Origin of the sequence: Marinomonas arctica (assembly GCF_003259225.1) — a bacterium.
Lineage (GTDB): Bacteria > Pseudomonadota > Gammaproteobacteria > Pseudomonadales > Marinomonadaceae > Marinomonas > Marinomonas arctica.
Map to the genome: position 1 here is coordinate 12,368 of NZ_QHJF01000013.1, position 25,243 is coordinate 37,610.

The 25,243-nt window shown below is 45.5% G+C and carries 25 protein-coding genes; 17 read left to right on the plus strand and 8 right to left on the minus strand.

Features of this window, described 5'->3' with window-relative positions; genetic code table 11:
* Positions 1 to 42: 42 nt before the first annotated feature.
* Positions 43 to 780: an oxygen-insensitive NADPH nitroreductase gene (nfsA, locus tag DK187_RS09130; RefSeq protein WP_111607048.1), complete on the plus strand. Its 738-nt coding sequence runs from the start codon at positions 43 to 45 to the stop codon at positions 778 to 780.
* Positions 781 to 785: 5 nt separating this feature from the next.
* Here the strand turns inward: nfsA and DK187_RS09135 are convergent, their stop codons facing one another.
* Both DK187_RS09135 and DK187_RS09140 read right to left on the minus strand, forming a co-directional pair.
* A complete protein-coding gene (locus DK187_RS09135) occupies positions 786 to 2,024 on the minus strand; it encodes an NAD(P)/FAD-dependent oxidoreductase (RefSeq protein ID WP_111607049.1) in 1,239 nt (412 codons plus the stop codon).
* 103 nt (positions 2,025 to 2,127) lie between these two features.
* Positions 2,128 to 3,078 carry a LysR family transcriptional regulator gene (locus DK187_RS09140; protein WP_111607050.1) on the minus strand — a complete coding sequence of 317 codons (951 nt, stop codon included), beginning with the start codon at positions 3,076 to 3,078 and terminating at the stop codon, positions 2,128 to 2,130.
* A 157-nt stretch (positions 3,079 to 3,235) separates the two neighbouring features.
* Here DK187_RS09140 and DK187_RS09145 point away from each other — a divergent pair, with 157 nt between their 5' ends.
* The 3 genes from DK187_RS09145 to DK187_RS09155 all read left to right on the plus strand — a co-directional run bounded on the left by DK187_RS09145 (position 3,236) and on the right by DK187_RS09155 (position 4,503).
* The gene (locus tag DK187_RS09145) at positions 3,236 to 3,892 is read left to right on the plus strand and encodes an NAD(P)H-dependent oxidoreductase (RefSeq protein WP_111607051.1); all 657 of its coding nucleotides are present in this window, start codon (positions 3,236 to 3,238) and stop codon (positions 3,890 to 3,892) included.
* 120 nt (positions 3,893 to 4,012) lie between these two features.
* Positions 4,013 to 4,237, plus strand: a complete 225-nt coding sequence (locus tag DK187_RS09150; RefSeq protein ID WP_204355608.1) for an MBL fold metallo-hydrolase — start codon at positions 4,013 to 4,015, stop codon at positions 4,235 to 4,237.
* 86 nt (positions 4,238 to 4,323) lie between these two features.
* A complete protein-coding gene (locus DK187_RS09155; protein WP_111607052.1) occupies positions 4,324 to 4,503 on the plus strand; it encodes an MBL fold metallo-hydrolase RNA specificity domain-containing protein in 180 nt (59 codons plus the stop codon).
* A 103-nt stretch (positions 4,504 to 4,606) separates the two neighbouring features.
* On the opposite strand, the gene DK187_RS09160 is transcribed toward DK187_RS09155, so the two are convergent.
* Complete coding sequence (locus tag DK187_RS09160) at positions 4,607 to 5,146, minus strand: GNAT family N-acetyltransferase (RefSeq protein WP_223232300.1); 540 nt, start codon at positions 5,144 to 5,146, stop codon at positions 4,607 to 4,609.
* The gene (locus DK187_RS09165) at positions 5,143 to 5,637 is read right to left on the minus strand and encodes a GNAT family N-acetyltransferase (RefSeq protein WP_111607053.1); all 495 of its coding nucleotides are present in this window, start codon (positions 5,635 to 5,637) and stop codon (positions 5,143 to 5,145) included. The genes DK187_RS09160 and DK187_RS09165 overlap by 4 nt, the downstream gene beginning before the upstream one ends.
* A gap of 161 nt (positions 5,638 to 5,798) precedes the next feature.
* Here DK187_RS09165 and DK187_RS09170 point away from each other — a divergent pair, with 161 nt between their 5' ends.
* Positions 5,799 to 6,890, plus strand: coding sequence for an MBL fold metallo-hydrolase (locus DK187_RS09170; RefSeq protein ID WP_111607054.1), 1,092 nt, complete (start codon positions 5,799 to 5,801; stop codon positions 6,888 to 6,890).
* 22 nt (positions 6,891 to 6,912) lie between these two features.
* Here DK187_RS09170 and DK187_RS09175 read toward each other — a convergent pair whose 3' ends face one another.
* On the minus strand, positions 6,913 to 7,806 hold the full coding sequence (locus DK187_RS09175) for a LysR family transcriptional regulator (RefSeq protein ID WP_111607055.1): 894 nt from the start codon (positions 7,804 to 7,806) through the stop codon (positions 6,913 to 6,915).
* A gap of 251 nt (positions 7,807 to 8,057) precedes the next feature.
* Here DK187_RS09175 and DK187_RS09180 point away from each other — a divergent pair, with 251 nt between their 5' ends.
* Positions 8,058 to 10,094 (plus strand): TonB-dependent receptor domain-containing protein, encoded by a 2,037-nt coding sequence (locus DK187_RS09180; protein ID WP_111607056.1) that lies wholly within the window; start codon positions 8,058 to 8,060, stop codon positions 10,092 to 10,094.
* Between the two features lie 164 nt (positions 10,095 to 10,258).
* Here DK187_RS09180 and DK187_RS09185 read toward each other — a convergent pair whose 3' ends face one another.
* Positions 10,259 to 11,635, minus strand: a complete 1,377-nt coding sequence (locus tag DK187_RS09185) for a glycine--tRNA ligase (protein WP_111607057.1) — start codon at positions 11,633 to 11,635, stop codon at positions 10,259 to 10,261.
* 315 nt (positions 11,636 to 11,950) lie between these two features.
* On the opposite strand from DK187_RS09185, the gene DK187_RS09190 reads away from it, so the two are divergent.
* The 3 genes from DK187_RS09190 to DK187_RS09200 all read left to right on the plus strand — a co-directional run bounded on the left by DK187_RS09190 (position 11,951) and on the right by DK187_RS09200 (position 13,624).
* A complete protein-coding gene (locus DK187_RS09190; protein ID WP_111607058.1) occupies positions 11,951 to 12,391 on the plus strand; it encodes a DUF3429 domain-containing protein in 441 nt (146 codons plus the stop codon).
* A 79-nt stretch (positions 12,392 to 12,470) separates the two neighbouring features.
* Complete coding sequence (locus tag DK187_RS09195; RefSeq protein ID WP_111607059.1) at positions 12,471 to 12,863, plus strand: thiol-disulfide oxidoreductase DCC family protein; 393 nt, start codon at positions 12,471 to 12,473, stop codon at positions 12,861 to 12,863.
* A 35-nt stretch (positions 12,864 to 12,898) separates the two neighbouring features.
* The gene (locus DK187_RS09200) at positions 12,899 to 13,624 is read left to right on the plus strand and encodes an SDR family NAD(P)-dependent oxidoreductase (protein ID WP_111607060.1); all 726 of its coding nucleotides are present in this window, start codon (positions 12,899 to 12,901) and stop codon (positions 13,622 to 13,624) included.
* A 2-nt stretch (positions 13,625 to 13,626) separates the two neighbouring features.
* Here the strand turns inward: DK187_RS09200 and DK187_RS09205 are convergent, their stop codons facing one another.
* Together DK187_RS09205 and DK187_RS09210 are read right to left on the minus strand one after the other, a co-directional pair.
* Entirely contained in the window at positions 13,627 to 14,355 is a 729-nt protein-coding gene (locus DK187_RS09205) for a DUF1826 domain-containing protein (protein WP_223232299.1), read from the minus strand.
* 79 nt (positions 14,356 to 14,434) lie between these two features.
* The gene (locus DK187_RS09210) at positions 14,435 to 14,695 is read right to left on the minus strand and encodes a DUF5062 family protein (protein ID WP_111607061.1); all 261 of its coding nucleotides are present in this window, start codon (positions 14,693 to 14,695) and stop codon (positions 14,435 to 14,437) included.
* 273 nt (positions 14,696 to 14,968) lie between these two features.
* On the opposite strand from DK187_RS09210, the gene DK187_RS09215 reads away from it, so the two are divergent.
* The 8 genes from DK187_RS09215 to DK187_RS09250 all read left to right on the plus strand — a co-directional run bounded on the left by DK187_RS09215 (position 14,969) and on the right by DK187_RS09250 (position 25,174).
* Positions 14,969 to 15,658 carry a GntR family transcriptional regulator gene (locus DK187_RS09215; RefSeq protein ID WP_111607062.1) on the plus strand — a complete coding sequence of 230 codons (690 nt, stop codon included), beginning with the start codon at positions 14,969 to 14,971 and terminating at the stop codon, positions 15,656 to 15,658.
* 32 nt (positions 15,659 to 15,690) lie between these two features.
* Positions 15,691 to 16,569, plus strand: a complete 879-nt coding sequence (gene prpB / locus DK187_RS09220) for a methylisocitrate lyase (protein WP_111607063.1) — start codon at positions 15,691 to 15,693, stop codon at positions 16,567 to 16,569.
* A gap of 23 nt (positions 16,570 to 16,592) precedes the next feature.
* Positions 16,593 to 17,732: a bifunctional 2-methylcitrate synthase/citrate synthase gene (gene prpC / locus DK187_RS09225; protein ID WP_111607064.1), complete on the plus strand. Its 1,140-nt coding sequence runs from the start codon at positions 16,593 to 16,595 to the stop codon at positions 17,730 to 17,732.
* A gap of 40 nt (positions 17,733 to 17,772) precedes the next feature.
* Positions 17,773 to 19,260: a 2-methylcitrate dehydratase gene (prpD, locus tag DK187_RS09230; RefSeq protein ID WP_111607065.1), complete on the plus strand. Its 1,488-nt coding sequence runs from the start codon at positions 17,773 to 17,775 to the stop codon at positions 19,258 to 19,260.
* An 81-nt stretch (positions 19,261 to 19,341) separates the two neighbouring features.
* The gene (locus tag DK187_RS09235; protein WP_111607066.1) at positions 19,342 to 21,444 is read left to right on the plus strand and encodes a tRNA(Met) cytidine acetyltransferase TmcA; all 2,103 of its coding nucleotides are present in this window, start codon (positions 19,342 to 19,344) and stop codon (positions 21,442 to 21,444) included.
* 273 nt (positions 21,445 to 21,717) lie between these two features.
* Positions 21,718 to 22,710 carry a TRAP transporter substrate-binding protein gene (locus DK187_RS09240; protein ID WP_111607067.1) on the plus strand — a complete coding sequence of 331 codons (993 nt, stop codon included), beginning with the start codon at positions 21,718 to 21,720 and terminating at the stop codon, positions 22,708 to 22,710.
* A gap of 157 nt (positions 22,711 to 22,867) precedes the next feature.
* Positions 22,868 to 23,545 (plus strand): TRAP transporter small permease, encoded by a 678-nt coding sequence (locus tag DK187_RS09245; protein ID WP_111607068.1) that lies wholly within the window; start codon positions 22,868 to 22,870, stop codon positions 23,543 to 23,545.
* 15 nt (positions 23,546 to 23,560) lie between these two features.
* On the plus strand, positions 23,561 to 25,174 hold the full coding sequence (locus DK187_RS09250) for a TRAP transporter large permease (protein WP_111607069.1): 1,614 nt from the start codon (positions 23,561 to 23,563) through the stop codon (positions 25,172 to 25,174).
* The last annotated feature ends 69 nt before the right edge of the window (positions 25,175 to 25,243 follow it).

A 25,243-nucleotide genomic window follows, 5' to 3' on the forward strand; every position in this document is an offset into this window, starting at 1 on the left:
GCCTCTAGTATTTGTGCATCTCATTAATAAAAGTTGTGAATTATGAACCCGATTCTTCAAGCACAGTCAAATCACAAATCCATTCGTCAATACACAGATAAAACGATTGATGAATCCCTAATAAAACAACTGATCCAAAGTGCCCAAGGCGCTGCGTCTTCAAGCTTTATTCAGGCCTACTCCCTTGTCCAAGTGAGCAACCCAGAAAATCGCCAAAAAATTGCTACCTTGGCGGGCGGACAAAAATGGGTCGAATCGGCAGCGGAATTTTTCGTTATTTGCGCGGACCTGACTCGCGTTGAATATTGCAGCTTAAAACAAGGCTTGGGCGCATTAGAAGGCAATACCGAACACTTCATTGCAGCCACAACAGACGCCACGTTTTTTGCGCAAAACCTAATGCTAGGCGCGGAGTCGGTCGGTCTAGGGGCTGTGTTTATTGGTGGCATTCGTAACGATCCTGAGCAAGTCGCCGAGCTGTTAAACCTGCCAAATCAAGTGTATCCCATCTTTGGCCTTTGCTTAGGTTATCCTGACGCCCAGCCCGACTTAAAACCCCGTCTGCCCGTCGATGTTATATTGCACAAAGACAGCTACGACAGCCACCGCTGCGCCGACGATGTCAACGCCTACGATGCACAAATGCAAGCCTACTACCAAAGTCGTGGCGACAATCAGAAAAACAGCAACTGGTCTGAGCAAACCGCGGCTGCAGTTCAAAGGAAAAAGCGCGAACACATGCTCGACTTTTTGCAAGCGCGCGGTTTCTTAAAACGCTAACCGGCTTATCGCATTAAGCGTTTGGCAGGTGAAAGCGCCTCTAATAAAGGATGGCTTTCACCGTCCATCGCCTGCACCAATAACGCCGCAGTCGTTGGCCCAAGCGTAAAGCCCTGATGCCCATGACCAAAATGAAACCACAAACCTTTATGATTGGGGGCAGCCCCTACTAAAGGCAACATATCTGGCATGCAAGGACGCGTACCCGACCATTGTGGTTCGTCTACTTTTTTCCCTAAATCGATCATCTCATTTAACGCAGTGGCTCCACGCTCAAGCTGCTTAATGTTTTTCGCAGCCTTCATAGGCACCAACGCCGCCCCCGTTGTGACTCTGAGCCCTTGGCACATTGGCGCGGCTAAAACCCCATTTGCCACATCTAAAAATGGACGTTGGAGCGTGTTAGGGGCATGAAAATGCCCATGATAACCTCGCTTGTAAACCATAGGAATGCGGTAACCGAAGCGTTTCAATAGCTCTGGCGACCAAGGTCCAAGCGCCACCACCACTTGCCCAGCGGTTAACTCGCCATCACGCGTTAGAATTTTCCAACTCGACACACCATGCTGCAAGGTACTGGCATCGCCTGTCACAAATCGTCCACCACGTTTAACAAACAAATCACAATACGCCTTGGTCAAACCTCCCGGCGAAGTACAGCTCCAACTTTGCGTATAATGCACGGCCCCAGCTGGTGCCTTCTTCAGAGCCGGTTCTTTTTGCTGATAACTCTTACCGTCAAAAATATCGGCAGTAACACCATATTCTTGCCGCAAAAATTCGGCTTTCTTCACGGCTTTTTCAAATTCACGTTCATCACGATGCAGCATCACAAGACCACAATGGCTAATCAAGTGCTCAGATTCCGAGTCACGAATTAAAGGCTCATGATCCGCCGTAGAGCGAAAGGTTAATTGCGAATGAATGTGAGAAATCTTAGCGTGCTTTTCTAACGATGAATGACGAAAATACGACCACAAGGCAGGCGCCATTTGTAAGGCTCCAGACAATGTCCAAGTCACATCATTACTGATCTCGAAGGCGTATTTAAGCAGTGTCACCATGTCCCTTGGTAACGCATAAGGCTCCGCCGCCTCGACTTGAATCATCCCGGCATTGCCGTAACTAGTTTCCAGCCCTGCGCCTATGCGATCCACAATGGTTACCTGATGACCACGAGCCTGTAGCGCCAAAGCACTGCTCACACCCACCATGCCAGCACCCAACACAAGAAACTCCGCCATATCCCTACCTCGACAGCATTGCAAAGGAAAAATAATTTACTCTCATCACTATAGCAATGAAATGACGTGACGCAGCAAGAGACCATAATATTTAAATAAAACGCTAATCCGCCAAAACAGCCTCTGTGACAAACCTCCTGTCGACCAACTGTTTTAATAGTCCCTCGGTTCGTTCACGAAACATATCACGCAATAGCCTTACGGTTGGGGTAATAGATTGACGACTAGGGCAAACCAGCCACAGTTCACCGGAGGGAATGCTATAATTCAGCAGAAGTGGTACTAAACGCCCTGCCAGCAGGTCGTTAGCAATATCCAGCGACGACTTTATCGCCACCCCTTTTCCAGCCACGCACCAACGCCGTACCAGATCCCCATCGTTCGCCGCACAATAGGCTTTGGGCTTAATTTTGTAAGATCGTTCCGTCCCTGACGCTTTACACGAGAAGTGCCAAGTATCATTGAGTATATTCTGCAACTGATAAAACAACCCCTGATGTTGCAGCAACTCTTTAGGGTGTTCAGGCACACCTTGAGCTTCAAGGTAACTGGGACTGGCCACCAGCAAGCGTGGCACATTGCAGATTTTAAAACCGTATAAATTGGAATCAGCTGGCGGGCCGTAACGCAATGCGATATCCAGCGCATCACGATAAAAGTCAATGTTGCTGTCACTAACATGCACCCGCAAAGTCACTTTAGGATGCTGTGTCATGAACGCATCAACCCAAGGGATCGCCACATTTCGACCTAAATCAGACGACACCGCCAAACGGATTTCCCCGCTAATAATGTCCAAATCATTGTGTATCGTCTGCTTGGCTTGCTCTAACAAAGCCAGCGCCGCCGTACACTGTGGTAAATAACGCTCGCCCGCACTAGAAAGACGTAAATGACGCGTCGTACGGACGAATAGCTCGACACCGAGTGACGCTTCCACTCGCTTAACCGCCGCACTGGCCGTGGCCATCTGCATATCTAGATGAGTCGCTGCTGCCGTGATATTGCGAAACTCCGCTACTTTTAGCACAACACGAAGATCTTCCAGCTGCATAGCTTAACCCTTAAAGAAAAAATGATGGAGTTATTATCAAATATATTTTGATAATAACTCAATAAAAACCCTATTTTTCATTTAATAAAGTCTCGTTACCATAGTGTCATCAAGACTCGCCACGCGTGAGTCATCACCCTAATGATGGAAACAAAAAATGGCACACCCAATTATTACCGACCTGGAAAAACGCTACACAGCAAAACACTACGATGCCGCAAAACGCATTCCCCAAGCAGATCTAGAAATCATCTACGAAGCACTGCGCTTATCACCTTCTTCCATTAACTCACAACCATGGAAGTTCATCGTGATTGAGAGTGATGCCGCCAAACAACGCTTCCATGATACTTTTGCGAACAAATTCCAGTTCAACCAAAAACATGCTAAAAGCGCGTCACACATTGTACTGTTTGCACACAAAACCCACTACAAACGCGAGGACTACGCAAAAGTCGTTGACAAAGGCATTATGGATGGCCGTACAAAGCCAGAAAACAGAGAGCAAGCATTTGGTAGCTTCGCTTTTGCCGAACTCAACACAGAAGAAAACGGCAGCACAGCACAATGGACCAAAGCGCAAGCTTACATCGCTCTAGGTAACCTAATGCACACATTGGCACGTCTCAACATCGACTCGACCCCAATGGAAGGTGTAGATGCCGAATTGATTGGCGAGCTATTTCATAATGAGCTCGTGGGTTACCAATGCGACGTAGCACTCGCGATCGGTTATCACCACAAAGACGAAGACTACAACGCGACATTACCAAAATCTCGCCTCGCCTTAGAAGACGTCGTCACCGTATTGTAAAATCCACCACAAATTAGACATAGATGACAGTTCAGGTCTGCCCCTCCCATTGGGTTTTTAAGGGAAAGAGACGGTTGTTGTGAGGTAAGGCTATTTTTTGTCTGTTGCAGAGGGATTTACATGTTGGATATTAAGCATCATGGTGCGGTGCAGAGTGTGACTGGGTCTTGCCATGAGTTGTTTGTGGATGGTGATAACTCAGTTCTGGTGGATTGCGGTTTGTTTCAGGGGGCCGAGACGTCTGGTGCTGGGGCGAATTCGAATCGTTTGGAGATCGAATTTGATGTGTCAGTGGTGCGGGCTTTGGTGGTGCCCCATGTGCACATCGATCTGGCATGTCACTAAATTGGGAGGATATTGATATTATTATCGACTCCCCTCTCGCCAGTCGTTTTACTCGTGTTTATCGATCTCTTGAACCCTACTGAGATGTGGAAGCGAAACGCCGTGTGAACGCGGGGCAACAGGATTTATTGGATTTTATAAAAGGCATGCGAGTGCGCCCCGGAAAAGTGCACTTGGTGCATGGTGACGACCGTGCTAAGCAAGCCTTAAAGGGATTGATTGAAATAGCTCATCCAATGTGTAAGGTGGACGTACCTCAAATGTAATTTGATATCGATAATGCCTCGACTTAAATAGATGACATACAATATAAAAATATGGCGGTTGGCCTTGGTTTTAGCAAGAGAGGCTTGGTGGCAAACTCCTTTTTCAAGGCACCCGTCTCCTCATGATTTTGGCGTCTTCACCGTAGCTGTCGCTGGCCTGTTGACTCGTTACTTCATTAAAACCATGCTTCTGCCAAAACGCCACTGAGTCTTGCACGGAAACCAGTAAAACGCTGTTAAACCCTAATAGGGTAGCGGTTTCCAATAAATGCTTGACCATTTGAGAGCCAACTCCTCTGCCTGCAGCCCGTTTTGACAAGGCTAAGTCATGCAAAAATAAGATAGAACCATGGCTGCCTTCCGGTAAGGTTTGATAGAGTTTGGGCGGCGTTTCACTGTGCCAAGCATGAGCCAATAAGTATCCCAATATGCCTTGTGCTTCTTCTTTATCTTCTGGCCCATTTTGCTCTTCCAGCTCTCTTTTTTCGTCAAGGTAAGCAAAACAACACGCTGGCGATTGTTGCCATTTACTCTGTAATACTTCTAGGCTTTCAGGTTCGATTTCTGAGTAAGCTTCGGCTTGAATCTGGCGTATGTCATCCCACATAATTTGCGAAATAGGTTGTATGGGCATGTTTTTCATTCGTTTTCAGCTCCAATGCTGGGTTCAATCGCTTTCATCAAAATATGCTGTGGGCCCGCTGGCCCACCATGGTACAGGTTGTTGGTATCTTCAAAGCCGCCCTTTAAATAAAGTTCTTTAGCAACGGGGTTTTGGCAGTTTACGGTTAAATAAATAATCGAATGCGTTGGAAATGTTTCTTTCAGATAATGGGGCAATGCCAAGATGGCTTGCTTGGCGAAGCCTCTGCCTTGGAACTCTTTACTGATAAAAAAACTACGCAGTCCTAGACTGTGTTTTTTAGCAAAATCAAAGTGTTTTGCATAAATGGTATCAATTAAAAAAAAGCCAACAACGATACCTTCTACAAAAATCACATGAGGACGAATTTGCGCATTAGCGCTTTTTAATATTTCCTCGATACTGCCAACAAACCGCTGCTGTTCGTCTGCAACGCTTAGCAATAGAACATCAGCTAAGTGCCGAGTCGTCATTTTTTCAATGTGAATCACGTTGGCTCCTTTCTACCTTAATCAAACGTTTGGCTCAGTTTACTCAACTACCATACAGATCTGAAGTCTGGACACTTGCTTATTATTAACACAATTCTATGATTGTGTTTTATCCATTAGCCCAAATTATAAGCTGCTATCTAACCTAAAAGTGATTATCTATGTTTGTGGTCAAACTCTTTGTTGCCTTAATTGTTGCACTCGCTCTGGCGATTTACATCGTTAACCTAAACATTAAATCAAAGGTGCCTCCTATTACGGAGGTCACTTCTGCGCCTTATAAAGACGCTAAATTTCATAATACAGCACCGCGTCAGCCCATGACGTTTAGCGATACTGCTGCCCTATGGGTGCGTTTTTTCACGGAAAAGAAAGTGGATACGACGCCAGATATCAACATTCCAGTTAGCCGCATAAGTCGTGCCGATTTAGACGCACTGAGCAATAACACCTTACACCTGGTTAAGCTTGGACACTCTTCTATTTTGTTAAAGGTGTATGGTGAATACTGGCTAATCGACCCTGTTTTCTCAGATCGAGCATCCCCCTTTCCGTTTGCCGGTCCCAAACGATTCCACCAGCCTCCCATTAGTTTAGAAGACTTACCGCCTATCGATAAAGTATTGATTTCTCACAACCATTACGATCATCTAGATAAGGCAAGCATCAAGATTTTACGCACAAAAACACAACAGTTTTTAGTACCAAAAGGCGTGGATGGTGATCTCATTGCTTGGGGCGTTCAGGCCGACACAATCACCACGTTTGATTGGTGGCAAGAGCTGCAAACCAGCCAAGGATTGGTCGCCTTCACACCAACTCAGCATTTCTCTGGGCGTGGCATGGGCGATGGTAATGCGACTTTATGGGGCGCTTGGGTAATTAAAACAGCGCAAGAAAGTATTTTCTTTAGCGGTGACTCTGGCTATTTTCAGGGCTTTAAGGAAACAGGAGACAAATACGGCCCCTTTGACCTCACCATGATAGAAACCGGTGCGTACGATGCAGACTGGGCTGACATCCATATGAAACCAGAAGAAAGCGTTCAAGCGCATATCGATCTGAAAGGAAAGGTTATGATGCCCATTCATAATGGCACGTTCGACCTCGCATTCCACACTTGGCATGATCCATTTGATCGCGTGGTGACTGAGTCTGCAAACCGAAATGTGGTATTGAGCACACCTCAGTTTGGGCACATTTTTTCGATCAACACACTTCCACCACTAACACCTTGGTGGAAGTCTGAGTAATAACAAGATAGAGACCTTAGAATCAATAAAACGCTTTGGCTTCGTCTCTTAGATACTGAATCAAAGCGTGCATTTTCCTTGGTAAATGACCGAAAGGGTATTGTAGGTAAACGGGCTGTGACTTGCCTTTCCATTCCGGCAAGCAGGACACAAATACTTCAGGGTGGCGGGCCAAATGCTTTTCAGCAAAATAATGTGGCAGTAGACCGACGCCTTTGCCTCGAATGACGGCTTCGGCATGCAATATATATTGATCCACGGTCAGTCGTGACTTAGGCAAATCAAAAGATACATCGCCTTGCGTCTCATGCTCCAACACGATGCTATTTTGCTCACTTTTTAGTGTGTCGATCCAAGCGTATTGACTCAGCTCGCTCGGATGACTCAGCCTTCCAGTTCGTTCTAAATAATCGGCACTGGCATACAAGCCTTGACTTAACTGTCCAATCCGTTCAGAACGTAATTGATCGTTAGCAGGTTCACCAACCCACACACACACGTCGTTACTTTTTATCTCTTGGGATAACTGATTACCTGTACGAACATCTATATTAACCTGTGGGAATTCCTCCAAGAAATCAAACATCAATGCTGAAAACCAGCCTCGTACTAGCGTGGTGTGTACATAAACGACTAACGACCCACTAACTTCCTCTTTTAACTCTTCCACTGCTTTATGGCCTTCATCGGCCACATTGAGCATTTTTCGAGCAAAAGGCAAAAATTTAAGCCCCGCCTCATTGGCGATAAGCCGATTCGCTTGGCGACGTAATAAGGGTTGATTTAAGGCATTTTCTAAATTACTAATCCGGCGACTCAAAGTGGATTTTGATACCCCAAGCTTATGAGCACTGTCTTTTAAACTGCCCGTTTCCATGACAGACACAAAGGTCTTCACTTCATTAAGATCGTACATTCATACTCTCCTGACCTTCTACCTGATGTAACCACTGAAGCCCATTAAATCTCATTGTTAACACGCCTTATTTTGTCCACGGGATATATCACGTCTTATCAAACCTGCCATGTTGCAAAAAGAGGAACAATACGTACCACCACAAAAAAGCAATATTACTAGATAATACAAATGATAAGGATTCTCACTACAATTTACTGACAATATGATACGAAATAAGTTCGACCATAACCAAGGAGAAAATGTTCACAATGATCCCTTCACCTCGTCATTATAAGCTTACGGCCTTAGCCACTCTAATTAGCGCCGCCGCTCATTCTTCCATATTGCTTGCGGAAGACACGCTTACAGAAGATTCAATCAACTTAGATCAGCTAGTTGTGACAGCATCAGGAAATGATATTGATATAAAGGATGCTCCAGCCTCTATCAGTGTTATTACTCGTGAAGACATAGAAAGAACACCAACCACAAGTCTGTCTGAACTACTCGGTGAACTACCTGGTGCTTCAGGTGGCTACACGAATGCTGGAGCGGGTTCTAAAATTTCGTTTCGCGGCATGCCAAGCCAATACACTTTAATTATGGTTGATGGTAAACGTGTGGGCGGATCGTCATTAACAGGGTACCGAGCAAACCTTGTAGGACAAGATCTGGATTGGATTTCCACTGAAATGATAGAACGCATAGAAATTATTCGTGGGCCTATGTCTACTCTGTATGGTTCAGAGGCGATGGGCGGTGTTGTAAACATCATTACTCGCAAAATCCCAGCAAAATGGGGGGGATCAGTCTCTACAAACTATCAAAAGCCAGACAGTGGTTCGTTCGGTGACACCACTCAGGTAGGAGCAAATATTGCGGGGCCACTAAGCGACAGTGTAGGGCTAAAAATTGGGTTAAATAAAACGGAGCGTGATGCCGATACTAATGCGCGCGGGAGCTCTGGTTTCGACAACAATAGTGTAAATACTGCCTTAAATTGGGAAGTAAACAAAAACCACACACTAAAGTTTGACTTTAACTATGGCTTACAAAAGTCAGACTCAGCGCCAAATGCGGAGTACGAACAATATCGTGTCGGTGAACTAGAACATCGTGGCTACGGTATTGGTTATGAAGGGTATTTAGGAAACGTTAAAAACACGATCAACTTGTACCACAATCAATACAACAATAATGACCAAGCATTACCAAATGGACGTGGTGGATATAGCACGGGAGATTCTGAAGCCAACGAAACCGTACTTGACGCAAAAACCAATATCCCAATGTCGTTAGGCGTGGATCAGGACTTGACCCTTGGCCTGCAATACAAAACCGAAGATATCTATAATCGCTCTATTATTGGCAACCTAAGCGAAGACAAAGATGGTAATTCAATTACGCCTGAACTAAACCCAGACGGCTGGTCTGGCTCACTGTTTGCGGAAGATCAATTATATTTGAAAGATAATTTAACGCTAACATTAGGGGCACGTTTAGATAAAACAGACGGCTTTGATGCCCACCTAAGCCCTAGAGCCTATTTGGTCTATCACCCTTCCCATATTTGGACGATCAAAGGTGGTATCTCGCAAGGCTTTAGAGCACCGACGCTACTTGAGCGATCACCTAGTTCTGGAACGTTCTCACGGGGCAACGGTTGCACCTCATTAGTTGCGTTAGGCTACACTGGTGGTGGCTGTACTATGTTAGGTAACCCTGACCTAGAGCCTGAGGTTAGCACCAATTACGAAGTCGGCTTTATCTTTGAAAATGCTGGCTACCAATTTGATGCGACTTATTTTTATACCGACATTGAAGACCTAATCCAAAATAATTTATACGGAATCATTGATGGTCAGTGGTACACCATCCAACGTAACGTTGGGGCAGCTAAAACCAGTGGTATTGAAACGACCTTTACCGCACCGATCGTAAGCACAGTTAACCTAAAAAGCAACTTAACCTACATGATTGAGTCAGAAAGGAAAGACAATAATGAGCCGTTATTGCTGGTTCCAGAAGTGACAGCCAATGTTGGCCTATACTGGGATGTCAATGAACAATGGAACACCTTTACAAAAGTACAATATTTAGGCAAGCAAGCCTACAACACAGAAGACGAAATACGCTTTGCGAAAGCCTACACCACACTGGATGTAGGCACGACGTTCCAGGTCAATAAGAGTGTTAGCTTGCGAGCTGGCGTTGAAAATCTAACTGGCACTATCGTTAGAACAGGTGATGACCATGGCGATGGCAACCCTCGTGTTTATTACATGGGGTTGACCAGCCGTTTTTAAGCGCCAAATACTGTAAAACTTTTTCCCTTAGTGCTTATTTGCACACAAAGACCGCTTTTTTAGCGGTCTTTTTTTGTTTGTATTTTGGCAAAAGCCACATCACAGATATAAAAAAACCACGACTCTCAAACAAGAGGCGTGGTTTTTAGTCCATCAATAAAAATTTAGTTTTGATTGATGAAATAGTTAATCACGTACGCTGGCAAGTCCGCTGCGTTAACAACGATTTGCTCCATTGTGTCACGATCACGAACGGTCACTGGTGCGCCTTCTTTCTCAATAGAATCGAAATCAACCGTCACACAGATTGGCGTGCCTACTTCGTCATGACGACGGTAGCCCTTACCTACGTTACCCGTGTTTTCATAAAGAATACGACCAAGCCCCAATTTCTGCAGCTTGTTTTTCAATTCTTTAGCAAGCTCAACGATTTCTGGCTTATTCTTTTTAAGCGGCATGATAGCGACTTTAATCGGCGCTAAATGTGGCTTGAACTTAAGTACTGTACGAGATGTGCCGTTTGGTAGCTCTTCTTCTGTGTAAGCTTCTGTCATCACAGCCAATAAACCGCGGTCTAAACCGGCAGAAGGCTCGATACAGAAAGGCACTTCCCATTTGTTTTCATCTAGATCACGAATCGCCAACTTAGCCGTTGAATGCTCGTTTTTCTTAACCTTGGCAGACAAACCAAACTCTTCTTGTGCTTTAGTGTGTGAACCTAGATCGTAATCAGTACGGTTGGCAACGCCTTCTAGCTCTTCAAAACCATGTGGAAACTTGTACAAAATATCCACAGTCGATTTAGAATAATGCGCTAGATCATCACCCGTCACATACTCAAACTGGATATTCTCTTCTGTCAGGCCTTGATCCAACCACCACTGTTTACGAGCATTAACCCAGAATTCATGCCATTTTTCATCTTCACCTGGCTTACAGAAGAATTCCAATTCCATTTGTTCAAATTCACGAACGCGGAAAATGAAGTTACGCGGTGTGATTTCGTTACGGAATGATTTACCAATCTGCGCGATCCCAAATGGTAAGGTACGAGAAGTTGAGTCCACCACGTTTTTAAAGTTGGTGAAAATACCTTGAGCGGTTTCTGGGCGAAGATAAGTGTAAGACTCTTCGTTCACCATTGGGCCAACGTTGGTTTTAAACATCAGGTTAAAATCACGTGGTGGGGTCACATTGGTGGAGCCACAATTGTCACACACCTTGATGTCTTTCATATGATCGGCGCGCATACGAGACTTACACTCGTGGCAATCGACCATTGGATCTGTAAAGGTATCTTCGTGACCAGAATATTTGTAAACATGTTTGTTTTGGATGATCGCCGCATCTAAGCCTTCAACATCATCGCGCTCATACACCATTGAACGCCACCAAGCGGCTTTTAGGTTGTTTTTCAACTCAATACCTAGCGGACCGTAATCGTAAGCACCTTGCATACCACCGTAGATTTCACTGCCTTGGAAAATAAATCCGCGACGTTTACACAGGGAGACGAGTTCATCCATTGTTTTAGCTGGCATTTCTAAACACACCTTAAGCAAATTTGTTTAATAAGGACATGAATACCAATGTGGCACCACGTTCAAGACATAATAGCCGTCCATTGTACTCTTTGACCGTATTCTGCTCAATGGCGATTCCATGCAAGGGAGGAATAAGTCTTCGCTGACACAAAACAAGGGAACAATCACTTTTTACCATTCAAAGAGTAGACAAACATTTACACTTTTATGCCAGAAAATAGGACAAAACAAGGAAATTAATTACTGTTTTAAAGTCCATTTTGTTAGATAATCCGTATTGTTTACATATTCTTCTTTTAGTTAGGTACAGACATGCGTTCTTATAAGCCCGTAGTGATGACAGTTGCTACGTTGAGCATACTTCCTTTTGTGTTAGCGACCTATTTTAGTCTCGCAAATACGCCTTTGTTTGGTAAAGCTGGCGTCACACTTTTCGCCACTTATGGCGCTGTTGTACTCAGCTTGCTCAGCGGCATTATTTGGGGGCGTGTAATCGAACTTCCCGAAAATCTGCACGGCAGAAAACTGTTAATTTGCTGCAATCTTCTGCTACTCACAGCGTGGGGATCCTTATTGATGAACACCCCAGAACTGTCTGTGGTGTTGTTATTGCTTGGGTTTGTCAGCATCTACTGGGTTGAGGCACGTTGGCTCAAGCCGTCTAATGCCCACAAGCCTTATCTATCTATGCATTTTAGCCTCACCTCAGTGGTGTGTATCATGCACCTACTTGTTTTATACCCGCATTACTAGTCACGACCAATATTGAAAAACTGATCTAACACCCTATTTGCTGCGTATAGTGCTTATACAAAGCATAGGGTGGTTAAATATGTTAACAATTTTTTACGATGGCTATTGTCCGCTTTGCACAGCAGAAATGGACACACTTCGGTCTTTAGATACCCATAAAAAACTTCAGCTTGAAGACATTCATGCCAGCAATTTTCAAGAAAGATTTCCACATATAGACCCTGTTGCAGCCGATAAATTACTCCATGGTCAACTGGAAAACGGACAAATAATCAAAGGGTTAGATGTCACCTGCCTAGCGTGGAAATTAGTGGGTAAACACAAATGGATGCAAACGCTACGCTGGCCTGTGATACGTATTTTTGCGGATTGGGGTTATCATTTTTTTGCCCGTTACCGTCATCAGATATCTTCTTTTGTGACGGGAAAACCTCGCTGCGAACCCTGTCAAAAAAATCATTGTGACCTTTGAGTCATCTACTTTGACCTCTCATTAGGAAGCTCAGCATGTCCTCATTTTATGCCCTTGTCATTGGTGCAGGCAGCGTCATCGCTCAGGCAACCATACAGAAATTTGAAGCCGACCCGAATTGCCTTGGTGTGTTTGCCGTTAGTCGCTCTTTGCCCAAAATTTCAACCGAATCGAAAGCGTTATGGCTGGAATCTGATTATAGTGAAGAGAGTATTCATCAAATCTGCAAACGCTTGGCACTCTATGCGGGGAAAATCACTAAAGTATTGATCTGTAATGGCATGCTGCATGACGAAAGCATAATGCCAGAAAGAAAATTAGAAGAAATTAGTGCATCGCAACTGGAAGCGGTTTTTCATGTAAACACTGTCATTCCTATGCTTTGGCTAAGTAAACTACTGCCTATTATACAAGGGGAACAACCAACCCAAGTGGCCCTATTTAGCGCCCGAATAGGCAGCATCTCAGATAATAAAACTGGTGGCTGGTACAGTTATCGAGCCTCAAAAGCGGCTCTTAACATGTTAATTCAAACCAGTTCCGTGGAATACGCCAGAAGAGCTAAGAATGTTAAGCTAATCGCTTTTCATCCAGGCACAACAGACACGCCGCTATCCAAACCCTTTCAGCGCGCTGTCCCGCAAGACAAACTTTTTACAGCGGAGTTTGTCGCTACGCAGTTGTTGTCTATTATGGAAGGCATAACAATGGACAACAAAGCCGCGTATCTTGACTGGAATAACCAAACTATTGAGTGGTGAAGTCAAATTATATCCAAACTTAAAAACAGTCGTTTATCTTCAGCGCTTGCTGAAGGTGAACGATGTACGACTCCGCGCCCTAAAGACGTTGGCCACTCGTCTCCTTTCATTACCGCGACATCCCCCACGTTTAACTGATTAATACGACCCTGCTCGTGTAACCCGCTGTTATAGTCTTTAATATGACCACCACGACCTAATTGGTCTCTGACCACATGAGCATCGTGCAACCATTCACTGCCCGCACCAATATAAGTTGACACAAGACGACAAGGGATTTTGTCTACATGGAAACGCGGACACATCGCGCTAGACAGCACACTCAAACGCAGCCCCACTTCTTTGAGATCAAACAAACAAGCAAACATGTCGGTCAATAATGACACGTCCTCTATAAATTCCTTTTTACCTGGTGCGTCCGGTAAAAGCCGTGCCATCAAGGCGACCATATACTGGGAATCGCCCTGAAGTTTAAGCGTTAAATTAGGAGCTAATATTAATACTGACTGCGCATACCGCGATAAAATACCGAGTTGACGCTGCCATATCGCCATACTGATATTGTTTTGATAAATGTCTGCCAGTACGTCTTGATGAATCGATTTCACCACGCCAAATAAGCTTGGTGTTTTGGCGGTCGCATTTTCATTTACAGACCCACCATCAATAAGTGTTAACACAGCGTCTTTTAAATCAACCGATTGTGGGATCTTCTGTAAACTCAAACTCACGGCTCTATTCTCCAATGTTATAAACAATAAAATGATATGTTATAACATATTTAAAATAAAGCCTCGCTGAATAAAAAATCTACTTAAGTAATGGATCATCTTTTGGTAAATGCTTTTGAATCCACAACGCCAGTTTATGCTTCATACTAGGCAGATCCTCTTTGTCAGCAGGCAAGCCTACGATCAACTTATCCAGTACCAGTAAACGATAAATGGCCTCGGTTTTTTCATTCGCTGACATGGTCGCGGAAAAGCCATTGTAACCACGTTTCAACGCGTAGTTCTCACCCACTTGGATGGCTTTTTTACTTAACGCGGCTTCATTTTTAATTTTTTTCATGGTTTTCCCCTATCTGTTTTTCCGATAAATCAACAGTTATGTCGACAACTAAACTCTAGCAGCTTTTTATCTCCCGCCCAGCATACCATTAAGAAATACCTAAAAATGCTTAATAAACATCACGTTAGCAACCTATGACACAGATTAAAAAGAAGCGACATACGACCAAAGGATAAGAGAAAAAACAACAAATTGTCGACAATATAACTTGATAAAACCCAAACAACCCACTATAAATAGACACATTGTCAACAATAAAGCGATTTGTCTTTTATGAACAACCTTATTTCTATCAAGTCCGCCACCCTGTCTGAAGACATCGCTCAGCAACTCACCAATGCCATAGTGCAGGGTCACATTCCCCAAGGCAGCAAAATCTCAGAACCAGAACTTGCCAAGCAATATGGCATTTCTCGCGGCCCGCTCAGAGAAGCCATTGTAAAATTAGAAGGGCTTGGTCTAGTAACACGCACCGCCAATGTGGGTGCTCGTGTTATCCAACTGAATACACAAGACATGCTGGATACCTTCACCATGCGCGAGGCGTTAGAAGGCATGGCGGCACGATTGGCGGCCACCACGATGCCAGCGGATGAAATAAACAATCTGTACGCATTACTCGATAAACACCAAGCCCACCTTGATGCCAACCAAGACGAACACTACGTGCAACAAGGCGGCAATGATGACTTCCACCTACGCATCATCCACGCCAGCGGCAACGCCAAGCTGATTCGTTTATTAACAGAAGAACTGTATGCGGTGATTCGTATGTATCGCCGTCATACGTCGGATCAACGCAGTGATCCACGCCAAGCATTGCGCGAGCACAAAGCCATTCTCGACGCGATTGCCAATCACGAAGGCGATCTTGCGGAACTATTGATGCGTCGCCACATTAGCCGCGCCAGTAAATTACTCGAACAAGCGATGCACCAAGCGGCATCGGCTGCCTCACGTTAGCCAAACATTAACAAAAATAAGAGGAGACAAGCATGACAAGACTTTCAGCCGGGGCCCGTTTTAGACACGCGGTTGCCACCCAATCACCTTTGCAAGTGGTAGGAGCCGTAAATGCCTATTGCGCCATGATGGCAGAACAAACGGGACATCATGCCATTTACTTATCAGGCGGCGGGGTTGCGAACGCTTCTTATGGCTTGCCAGATCTTGGCATGACAGATTTACACGATGTCTTAGAGGACGTTCGTCGCATTACTTCCGCGTCAAACTTGCCCTTATTAGTCGATATCGATACTGGCTTTGGTGGCGCTTTTAACATCACCAGAACCATTCAACAAATGGAAAAAGCGGGCGCGGCGGCGGTGCATATTGAAGATCAAGTTCAGCAAAAGCGCTGTGGTCACCGCCCCAACAAAGCGATTGTCAGCCAAGACGAAATGGTCGATCGCGTGAAAGCCTGCGTAGACGCTCGTGTGGATAGCAACTTTGTCATCATGGCGCGCACTGATGCCTTGGCGGTGGAAGGCATGGAATCGGCCATCGAGCGAGCCATTGCTTGTGTTGAAGCCGGTGCCGATATGATCTTCCCAGAAGCCATGATCACCTTGGACCAATACAAAGAATTTGTCGCTGCCGTAAAAGTACCAGTCTTGGCAAACATCACCGAATTTGGCGCAACGCCACTGTTCAGCAAAGAAGAATTAGCCAGTGCTGGCGTAGATTTGGTGCTTTATCCACTCAGTGCGTTTCGCGCTATGAACAAAGCCGCGCTTAACGTGTACCAACATTTATTACATGACGGTCACCAGCGCAATGTGGTCGACAGTATGCAAACCCGTAATGAGCTTTATGAGTTTCTCAACTACCATGAATACGAAGACAAATTAGACGCACTTTTCTCCAAGAAATAACAATAAATGAAAGGAGTATAAAAATGGCTAAAGTACTTTCTGGCGCCGGCCTACGTGGTCAAAGCGCAGGCGAAACCGCACTCTGTACCGTTGGCAAAGCGGCCTCCGGATTAACCTATCGCGGCTACGACATTGATGTCTTAGCTGACAAAGCGAGCTTTGAAGAAGTCGCTTATCTCCTACTGTACGGTACGTTACCTAACCGCACTCAGCTGCATGATTACCAACAAAGATTGATGAGTTTGCGGTGTTTACCAGAAGAGCTAAAAGCGGTCTTAGAACTTATCCCAGCCAGTGCACACCCAATGGATGTGATGCGCACTGGCTGCTCCTTTTTAGGCAATCTAGAGCCCGAGCTGCCGTTTGAAAAGCAACCTTCTCTAGCGCTGCATACCGCGGATCGATTGGTCGCGACGCTGCCGGCTATGGTCGTTTATTGGTATCGATTCACCCACGATGGCGTGCGCGTTAATACACACAATGCCAACGTACCTTCTTTGGCTGGTCATTTCCTCACCATGCTGCATGACAAAGAGCCAAGCGCTCTTCATACGCAAGTGATGAATGCGTCTTTGATCTTGTACGCAGAGCACGAATTCAACGCGTCCACCTTTACCGCCCGCGTTTGTGCTTCCACCTTGTCTGATATGTATTCTTGCGTCACTGGCGGTATTGGTAGCTTACGCGGCCCACTTCATGGTGGCGCCAATGAAGCGGCAATGGACATGATCGAACCATGGAAAACCCCAGACGATGCCGAAGCGGCCTTGATGCAAAAGCTCGCCAATAAAGAAAAAGTCATGGGCTTTGGGCACGCTATTTACAGTGAGCGCGATCCACGCAATGACATCATTAAAAAGTGGGCCAAAAAGCTCAGCGAAGACGTCGGCGACGACCATTTATATGCTGTGTCAGAACGTTGCGAAGCCGTGATGTGGCGCGAGAAAAAACTCTTCTGTAACGCCGATTTTTTCCACGCCAGCGCCTATCGCTTTATGGGCATTCCAACAAAATTATTTACGCCGATTTTCGTTTGCTCCCGCGTGACTGGCTGGGCCGCCCACGTGATGGAGCAGCGTGCTAACAACCGCATTATTCGACCCAGCGCCGATTATATTGGACCAGATCATTCTGAATGGGTGGATATTGACGACCGCCATTGAGCCAACATCAGCATTAAAATTTAACGATTAAGGAAAAGAAATGAGCAACAACGTAGACCTAAACAACCGCCCAGATTACGACCAAGTCATCCAAGACATCGCGGATTATGTACTGAACTTTAAAGTAGAAAGCCAAGAAGCCCTCGACACAGCTCGTAACTGTTTAATGGATACGCTCGGCTGCGGCTTACTCGCCCTACGCTTCCCAGAATGCACTAAACACCTTGGCCCCATCGTACAAGGCACAGTGGTACCCAATGGTGCTCGCGTTCCGGGCACGTCTTTATCGCTCGACCCCGTTAAAGCCGCCTGGGACATTGGTTGTATCATTCGCTGGTTGGATTACAACGATACCTGGTTGGCGGCAGAATGGGGACATCCTTCCGATAACTTAGGTGGCATTTTGGCGGTCGCGGATCATCTTTCACAGGTTCGACTATCAAAGGGCGACAGCCCAATGACCATGCGCGAAGTGCTAGAAGCCATGGTCATGGCTCATGAAATACAAGGTGTTATTGCCCTAGAAAACTCGTTCAACCGTGTGGGTTTATGTCACGTTCTTTTAGTACGGGTGGCGTCGGTTGCGGTCGTTACCAAGATGATGGGCGGCGACAGGGAGCAAATCATGGCGGCGATTTCGCAAGCTTGGGTCGATGGCTCGGCTTTACGTACTTATCGTCATGCGCCAAACGCTGGCTCACGTAAATCTTGGGCAGCGGGCGATGCCACGTCCCGCGCGGTGCGCTTAGCGGACATGTCGATGCGAGGTGAAATGGGCATACCTGGTGTACTAACGGCTGATCAATGGGGCTTTTATGACGTGTCTTTCTCAAAAACCAACAAAGACCAAGCCATTAAGCCGAATGACAAACGTCAGTTTTCTTTCTCGCAAGATTACGGCACTTATGTGATGGAAAACGTCTTGTTTAAAATCTCGTTCCCAGCCGAGTTCCATGCCCAAACGGCAGCCGAAGCCGCGGTGACCTTGCATCCTTTGGTGAAAGACCGTTTAGCCGACATCGACAAGATCGTTATTCGTACCCATGAATCGGCGATTCGTATTATTTCCAAATCCGGTCCTTTGGCGAATGCCGCCGACCGCGATCATTGCTTGCAATACATGGCCGCTGTGCCGCTGGCCTTTGGTAATTTGATCGCTGAACATTACGAGGATGACTTTCATGCGGCTAATCCCATCATCGATGAACTGCGTAACAAAATGGAAATCGTCGAAGATAAACGCTTCACAGCCGAATATCTAGAAGCCGATAAACGTTCGATTGCCAATGCCATTCAGGTGTTCTTTAAAGATGGCAGTAGCACCGAAGAAGTGGTGGTGGAATACCCAGTCGGACACCGTCGTCGTCGTGAAGAAGGCATCCCTCTGCTTGAACAGAAGTTTAAAAACAACTTGGCAACGCGTTTTCCAAGCCATCAATGCCAGAACATTTTTGCCCTTTGCAAAGATCAAAAAGCCCTTGAAAACACTGCAGTAAATCGCTTCATGGATTTATTTGTCATCGCGTAAGCGTATTTATCCAGCAAACATTCATTGGCTCTGCCTTGTGGTCACAGTATGATAATGCGACCACAAGGAAATTTTATTGATATGTCTGACCACCATCGCCATTGTTTTCTCTTAAAAGGCTCGCCCAACGAGGTGTTGTCTGGCTTTCTGACTCTTAGTAAAAATTTTTCTACCCCCTTGATCGCGGCGTATGATGTTAGCCAGTACGACACGGCACTCCTGTCTTCTACCACGCCTTTTATAACCTGCTCTTTTAAACAAGCTCGTCAGCAGCTTGGTCGCAGTCATGAGGCTATTTTGGTGGATTTGAATCAAGGTGTATCGGCGAGTGCATTGGCTATTTTGTCTGGTACGGTTCGAGGCAATGGCCTCTTTGCCATTGCACTGCCTGATGACGAGTGGTTATCAATGGCAGATCAAGACTTGGCGAGATATTTACCTTGGCCTTTTGAACCAGAACAAGTCACATCGTATTTTAAGCATTACCTGCTGAATAAATTACAAGACGCGACATCACCTTTTACACTATTACTCTCTGGCAAGAACAAAAAACATAGCGTAAACCCGTTACCGGCTTTAAAACCAATAGAACCTAACGCGCCGCTAACCCAAGAACAAGCGGAAGCTCAGTCGTGTTTATTGGCAGAACTGGCCAAATCCTATGTATTAATTGCCCCCCGAGGTCGAGGAAAATCGACCTTATTAGGCGACAGCTTAGCCAAGCTGTTAGGACGTGGCAAACGTGTAGCCATTACCGCGCCGAACCAAGATGCGATCCTCTCTCTGCGATCTCGTTTCGAAAGCACTCTGAGCCAAATCGGCATAGAGTATGAACTGCCTTTTTTCGCGCCTGATGCCCTCATCAATGACCCTAATGAGTGGGATTTTCTCTTTATCGACGAAGCAGCCATGATTCCTTTACCTATGCTCATGGCCTTAAATGAAAAAGCCAAACATTGTCTTTTTAGCACCACAGATTATGGCTATGAAGGCGCTGGCAAAGGCTTTGGCATACGGTTTTGTCGTGACTTATCCGCGCAAAAAACCACGCAAAGCATAGCGCTACAGGAGCTCACATTAAATCAACCCATTCGATGGGGGGGAAATGACCCACTGGAAAATTGGATCAATGATTGCTTTTTTCTAGCCGCTACCGACTCACACACTATCGATAGTATTGATGAAAACACAACCAAACCAGCAACAGAATTCAAACGCCTCACTGGTGAAAATTGGTTAACGCACTCAGACAGGCTCGCTGATACCTTTAACCTACTGGTAAGCGCTCACTATCAAACATCACCCGATAACCTGCGCTGGATATTAGACGACCCTTCTGTGTCAACTTACCTTTTGCTCGATAAAGACCAAGTCCAAAGTGTTGCCATTATTACCGAAGAAGGGGATTTACCAGCCGCACTTAGCCAAGAAGTCATGCAAGGAAAACGTCGACCGAGAGGCCATTTAGTACCGCAATCCCTGCTTGCTCACGAAGGCATTGAGGACGCTGGACAGTACTGTTACTGGCGCATTAGCCGAATTGCGACCATACAAAGCCAACAAAATAAAGGCTCGGCAAGTAAACTACTTACGCATATAGAAAGCCTTGCCAAGGATCGTTGCGACTTTCTATGCAGCAGTTTTGCAGCGACTCCTGATGTCGTATCTTTTTGGTTAAAAAATGGCTACGTTCCGGTTAGATTGGGTACCACCAAAGACCAAGCCAGTGGTAGCTATTCTTTGATGATGGTAAAGCCAATAACAGAACAGGCCTATAAGCTAGCCAGTGCATGGCGGACTCGCTTCATTGAACACTTTTTACTGAACTTATTGCTGCAATATTCCGACCTATCAACCGATTTAGTCATGCTTATGTTGGGACACAAACATGACCCAAGAGCAAACCTGCCCGCTTTAGCCCAACTATCAAAACAGGATTTACACGATATTGTGCTATTTGTCGAACACCATCGCCCGTTCGATAGCATTCGTGCCATTTTTCTCAAAGCAATGCTGTCTCTCACCCTGAAAGGCTTACTCAGCCCTAATAACCCAATCGAAAAACTGGCTCTCGAAGTGGCGTTAGGCCGTGAGGTCAAACAGACGCTGCAAAATGCGCAATTATCAGGTAAAAAAGCCATGCACCAAAGCTTCAAAAGCCTTTTACAAAAGAAAGCCCTATAAAAATGGGCGGCATTCCACCCATTTCATTTTCTATCATGTGTGCAATTCCCCCTATTCGATAATCTCTGAATAATTTAAAAAACTGAAAACAAACAAAAAATCCTTATTAATCAAAAGTCTATAAAAAAGTTAAAGACTTGGCATAGATTGTGTAAAGAGTATGGTTAAGCATCGCCTGTTTTGCTCTGCCTGTTTCTTACGTTAAAAGCGAGATGCACTTCAGGCTAAAAACCAGGTAAACAATAATAATTCAGTTTTTGGAGTCTTATAACAATGAAAAAAATCAGCCTTGCTCTTACCTCTTTGGCACTTGCACTTTCTGCGAGTACTGCAATTGCAAACTGCGATCCAGGTGAACGTGTTGTAAAATTCAGCCATGTAACTGGTGGCACAACGCACCCTAAAGTGGTGGCAGCAAATAACTTCGCAGACCGCGTAAACAAAGAAATGAACGGCAAATTGTGTGTAGAGGTTTTCCCTAACTCCACACTATTTGGTGACTCAAAAGAACTGGAAGCCCTCTTATTAGGCGACGTACAACTGCTTGCCCCTTCTCTTTCTAAATTCGGTTCTTATACTGACAAATACGGTGTATTCGATCTTCCTTTTATCTTTAAAGACATGGACCATGCCATCCGTTTTAGTAAGACACCAGAAGGTAAAAAACTGTTACTGGAAATGGATGAGTACGCGGGCTTCGTTGGTTTAGGTTACTGGATGTCTGGTATGAAATATTTTTCTGCCAAAAAACCTCTTTTGGTTCCTAGTGACGCGAAAGGCATGAAATTCCGTGTACAAACCTCTGATGTTGCGAAGCAAATGATTGAAGCCATGGGCGCGTCACCACAAGCGATGGCATTTTCTGAGGTATACGGCGCTCTACAAACAGGCGTTGTAGACGGTCAAGAAAACACTTGGTCAAATATTTACACACAAAAATTCTACGAAGTACAAGACAGTACAACCGACACAAACCATCAGTTGTTGGCTTACTTGTTCATGACGTCGTCTGAATTCATGAAGAGCCTGTCTCCTGAAGATCGTGCTCAATTCATACAGATTGCTGATGAAGTCACTCAAGAAGCCAACTTAAGTGTGAAAGCGGCAGAAGAAGAAAATCGCGACAACATCATCAAAGCTGGCGGTAAAATTAACTACTTAACGCCTGAGCAACGCCAAGAGTGGGTAAACACGATGAAGCCTGTGTGGCAACAATTTGAAAGCTACATTGGTAAAGATCTGATTGACGCTGCTGCCGGCGCATAATCACTTTTTATCCAGCAATCCAGCTGACCCTAACGGGTCAGCTTTTGTGGTTGTGTGGCGTACTTTTTGATACCAATCGCTGGCCAACGCTGACGCAAAGTACACCAACACACTACTTATTATTTTATACCGGTCCACTTAATACTAGGAGACCCCCATGGCATATTGGCCGCACCTTTATCTACTTATTTTTATACTTATCCTTTGGGCATTAGAAAAACGCTTCCCCAAAGTCATGGAACGAGCAGAAGAAAACCTTTTGATCCTAGTGATTTCGTCGATTATGGCGGTCTCTTTTGGTCAGGTCATCGCTCGTTATGGGTTTAATACCGGCTGGGATGCAGCGCTAGAATTTAACATGGTGGCTTTCTCTTGGCTTATTCTGCTGGGCATGAGTTACGGCATCAAAACCAACCTTCACCTTGGTGTCGACATTGTGCTGAATGCTGTTCCTAAGCGCACAGCAAAAGTTTTGTCTTTAATCGGTGCCGCGGCGGCGATGCTATATGGACTACTGCTTCTCGATTCAACTTGGTTGGCGATGCTAGGTGTCAATGTCAGCGGTGGCGCTATCGAATACTGGTTGAAAATGTTCAAAATTGGCATAGGTTCAGATGAGCTACGCTACCCAGAATTTGTGCAAGAGTTGTTTGGTTTACGTCCTCGCGTGCATCGCTGGCTCGTACTGGTAGTTCTGCCTATTAGTTTAGCGTTACTTTCCTATCGTTCTTTACAAGCGTTTATCGATATTGCTCGTGATAAGCGCAGCATGCTGATCAGCGGCCATGAGGCGCAAGATCTTGTTAAAGAAAACCAAAACGTCTTGAAAGACTAACGCGGGAGCTTCATTGTGGAATCACTTATTCTCTTTTTATTGGTAATCGTCCTGCTGTTTATCGGCTTGCCGGTTGGTATATCTTTGGGCTTATCGTCCATATTGTTCATTACTTTTTTCTCACATGATTCTCTGTCATCTGTCGCCATATCTCTGTTTGGGGTTGGTCAACATTATACCTTGTTGGCTATCCCGTTTTTCATCATTGCCTCGTCTTATATGTCGACGGGGGGCGTGGCTAAGCGACTCATCAACTTTGCAATCGCCAGTGTCGGTCACTTCCGCGGTGGTTTAGCCATGGCGTCGGTATTGGCTTGTATGATGTTCGCGGCCTTGTCTGGTTCTTCTCCAGCCACAGTGGTTGCCATTGGTACCATTGCCATCGCTGGCATGGTGCAGGTGGGTTACTCAAAAGACTTTGCCGCCGGTATTATTGCCAACGCGGGTACATTGGGGATTTTGATTCCGCCTTCTATCGTGATGGTGGTCTATGCGGCGTCTGTTAACGTTTCTGTTGGACGTATGTTCTTAGCAGGGGTGATTCCTGGCCTAATCGCAGGCGGTATGTTGATGTTGGCTATTTATGTTGTCGCTCGCATCAAAAACCTACCCGCAGAAGAATGGAAAGGCTTCAGTCACATTGTGAAAGGTGGTAAAGAAGCGGGTTGGGGCTTGTTCCTAGTCGTCATTATCATGGGTGGTATCTACGGTGGTGTCTTTACACCAACAGAAGCGGCTGTTGTGGCTGCCGTTTACTCCATGTTTATCGCTTTGTTTGTTTATCGCGACATGGGACCACTGAAAGGCAAAACATGGACGAATGACGAAGACGCGCCTCACGCACGTGTTGGCTTTAACGGCATGGTTTACGGTGTATCCTTCTTCCTAGTGTGGGAAATCATGTCTTTCTTCGCGTTCGCAAGCAGTGAAACCGTTACAGGTGGTGATCGTGCATTGTGGGGCGCTATTATGTCCGTGATCATCGCCATTTTTTACGTTTATAAACGCTCAAGCAAATTGGAAGAATCGGTCGGTGCTTGTTTGGCCGCTGGAACGCCAATCTGGGGACGTAACTTGTCTATGATGCTGCGTGGTTTTTTCCCTTCTTTGTTTGGTGAAGAATCTCGTAAAGTGATGCTTGAAGGCACAAAAACAACTGTGATGCTGATGTTTATCATCGCTAACGCTTTGCTGTTTGCTCATACCTTATCGGCAGAACGTATTCCACAAGCCATCACTGAGTGGATGCTCGACGTTGGCTTTAACTGGTTTACCTTCCTGATCGCCGTTAACATCTTGTTGTTAATTGGTGGTCAGTTCATGGAGCCGTCAGGCCTATTGGTTATCGTTGCCCCTATCGTGTTCCCTATTGCGATGGAGCTAGGTGTCGACCCTATTCATCTAGGTATCATCATGGTGGTAAACATGGAAATCGGTATGATCACGCCACCTATTGGTCTAAACCTATTTGTGACCTCGAGTATCACTGGCATGAGTTTAGCTCGCGTAGTAAAAGCCGCGATGCCGTTCGTGTTGGTATTGATGGTGTTCTTGGTAATGGTCACTTACATTCCAGCACTGTCTACCGCTCTTCCATACAGCATAATGGGACCAGAGATCATTCAGTAACCCTCTCTGATCTTCTCAGCGTACGCCCTACTGTACGCAAAAAGTTTATACAGTTTAGCGCCCTTCGGG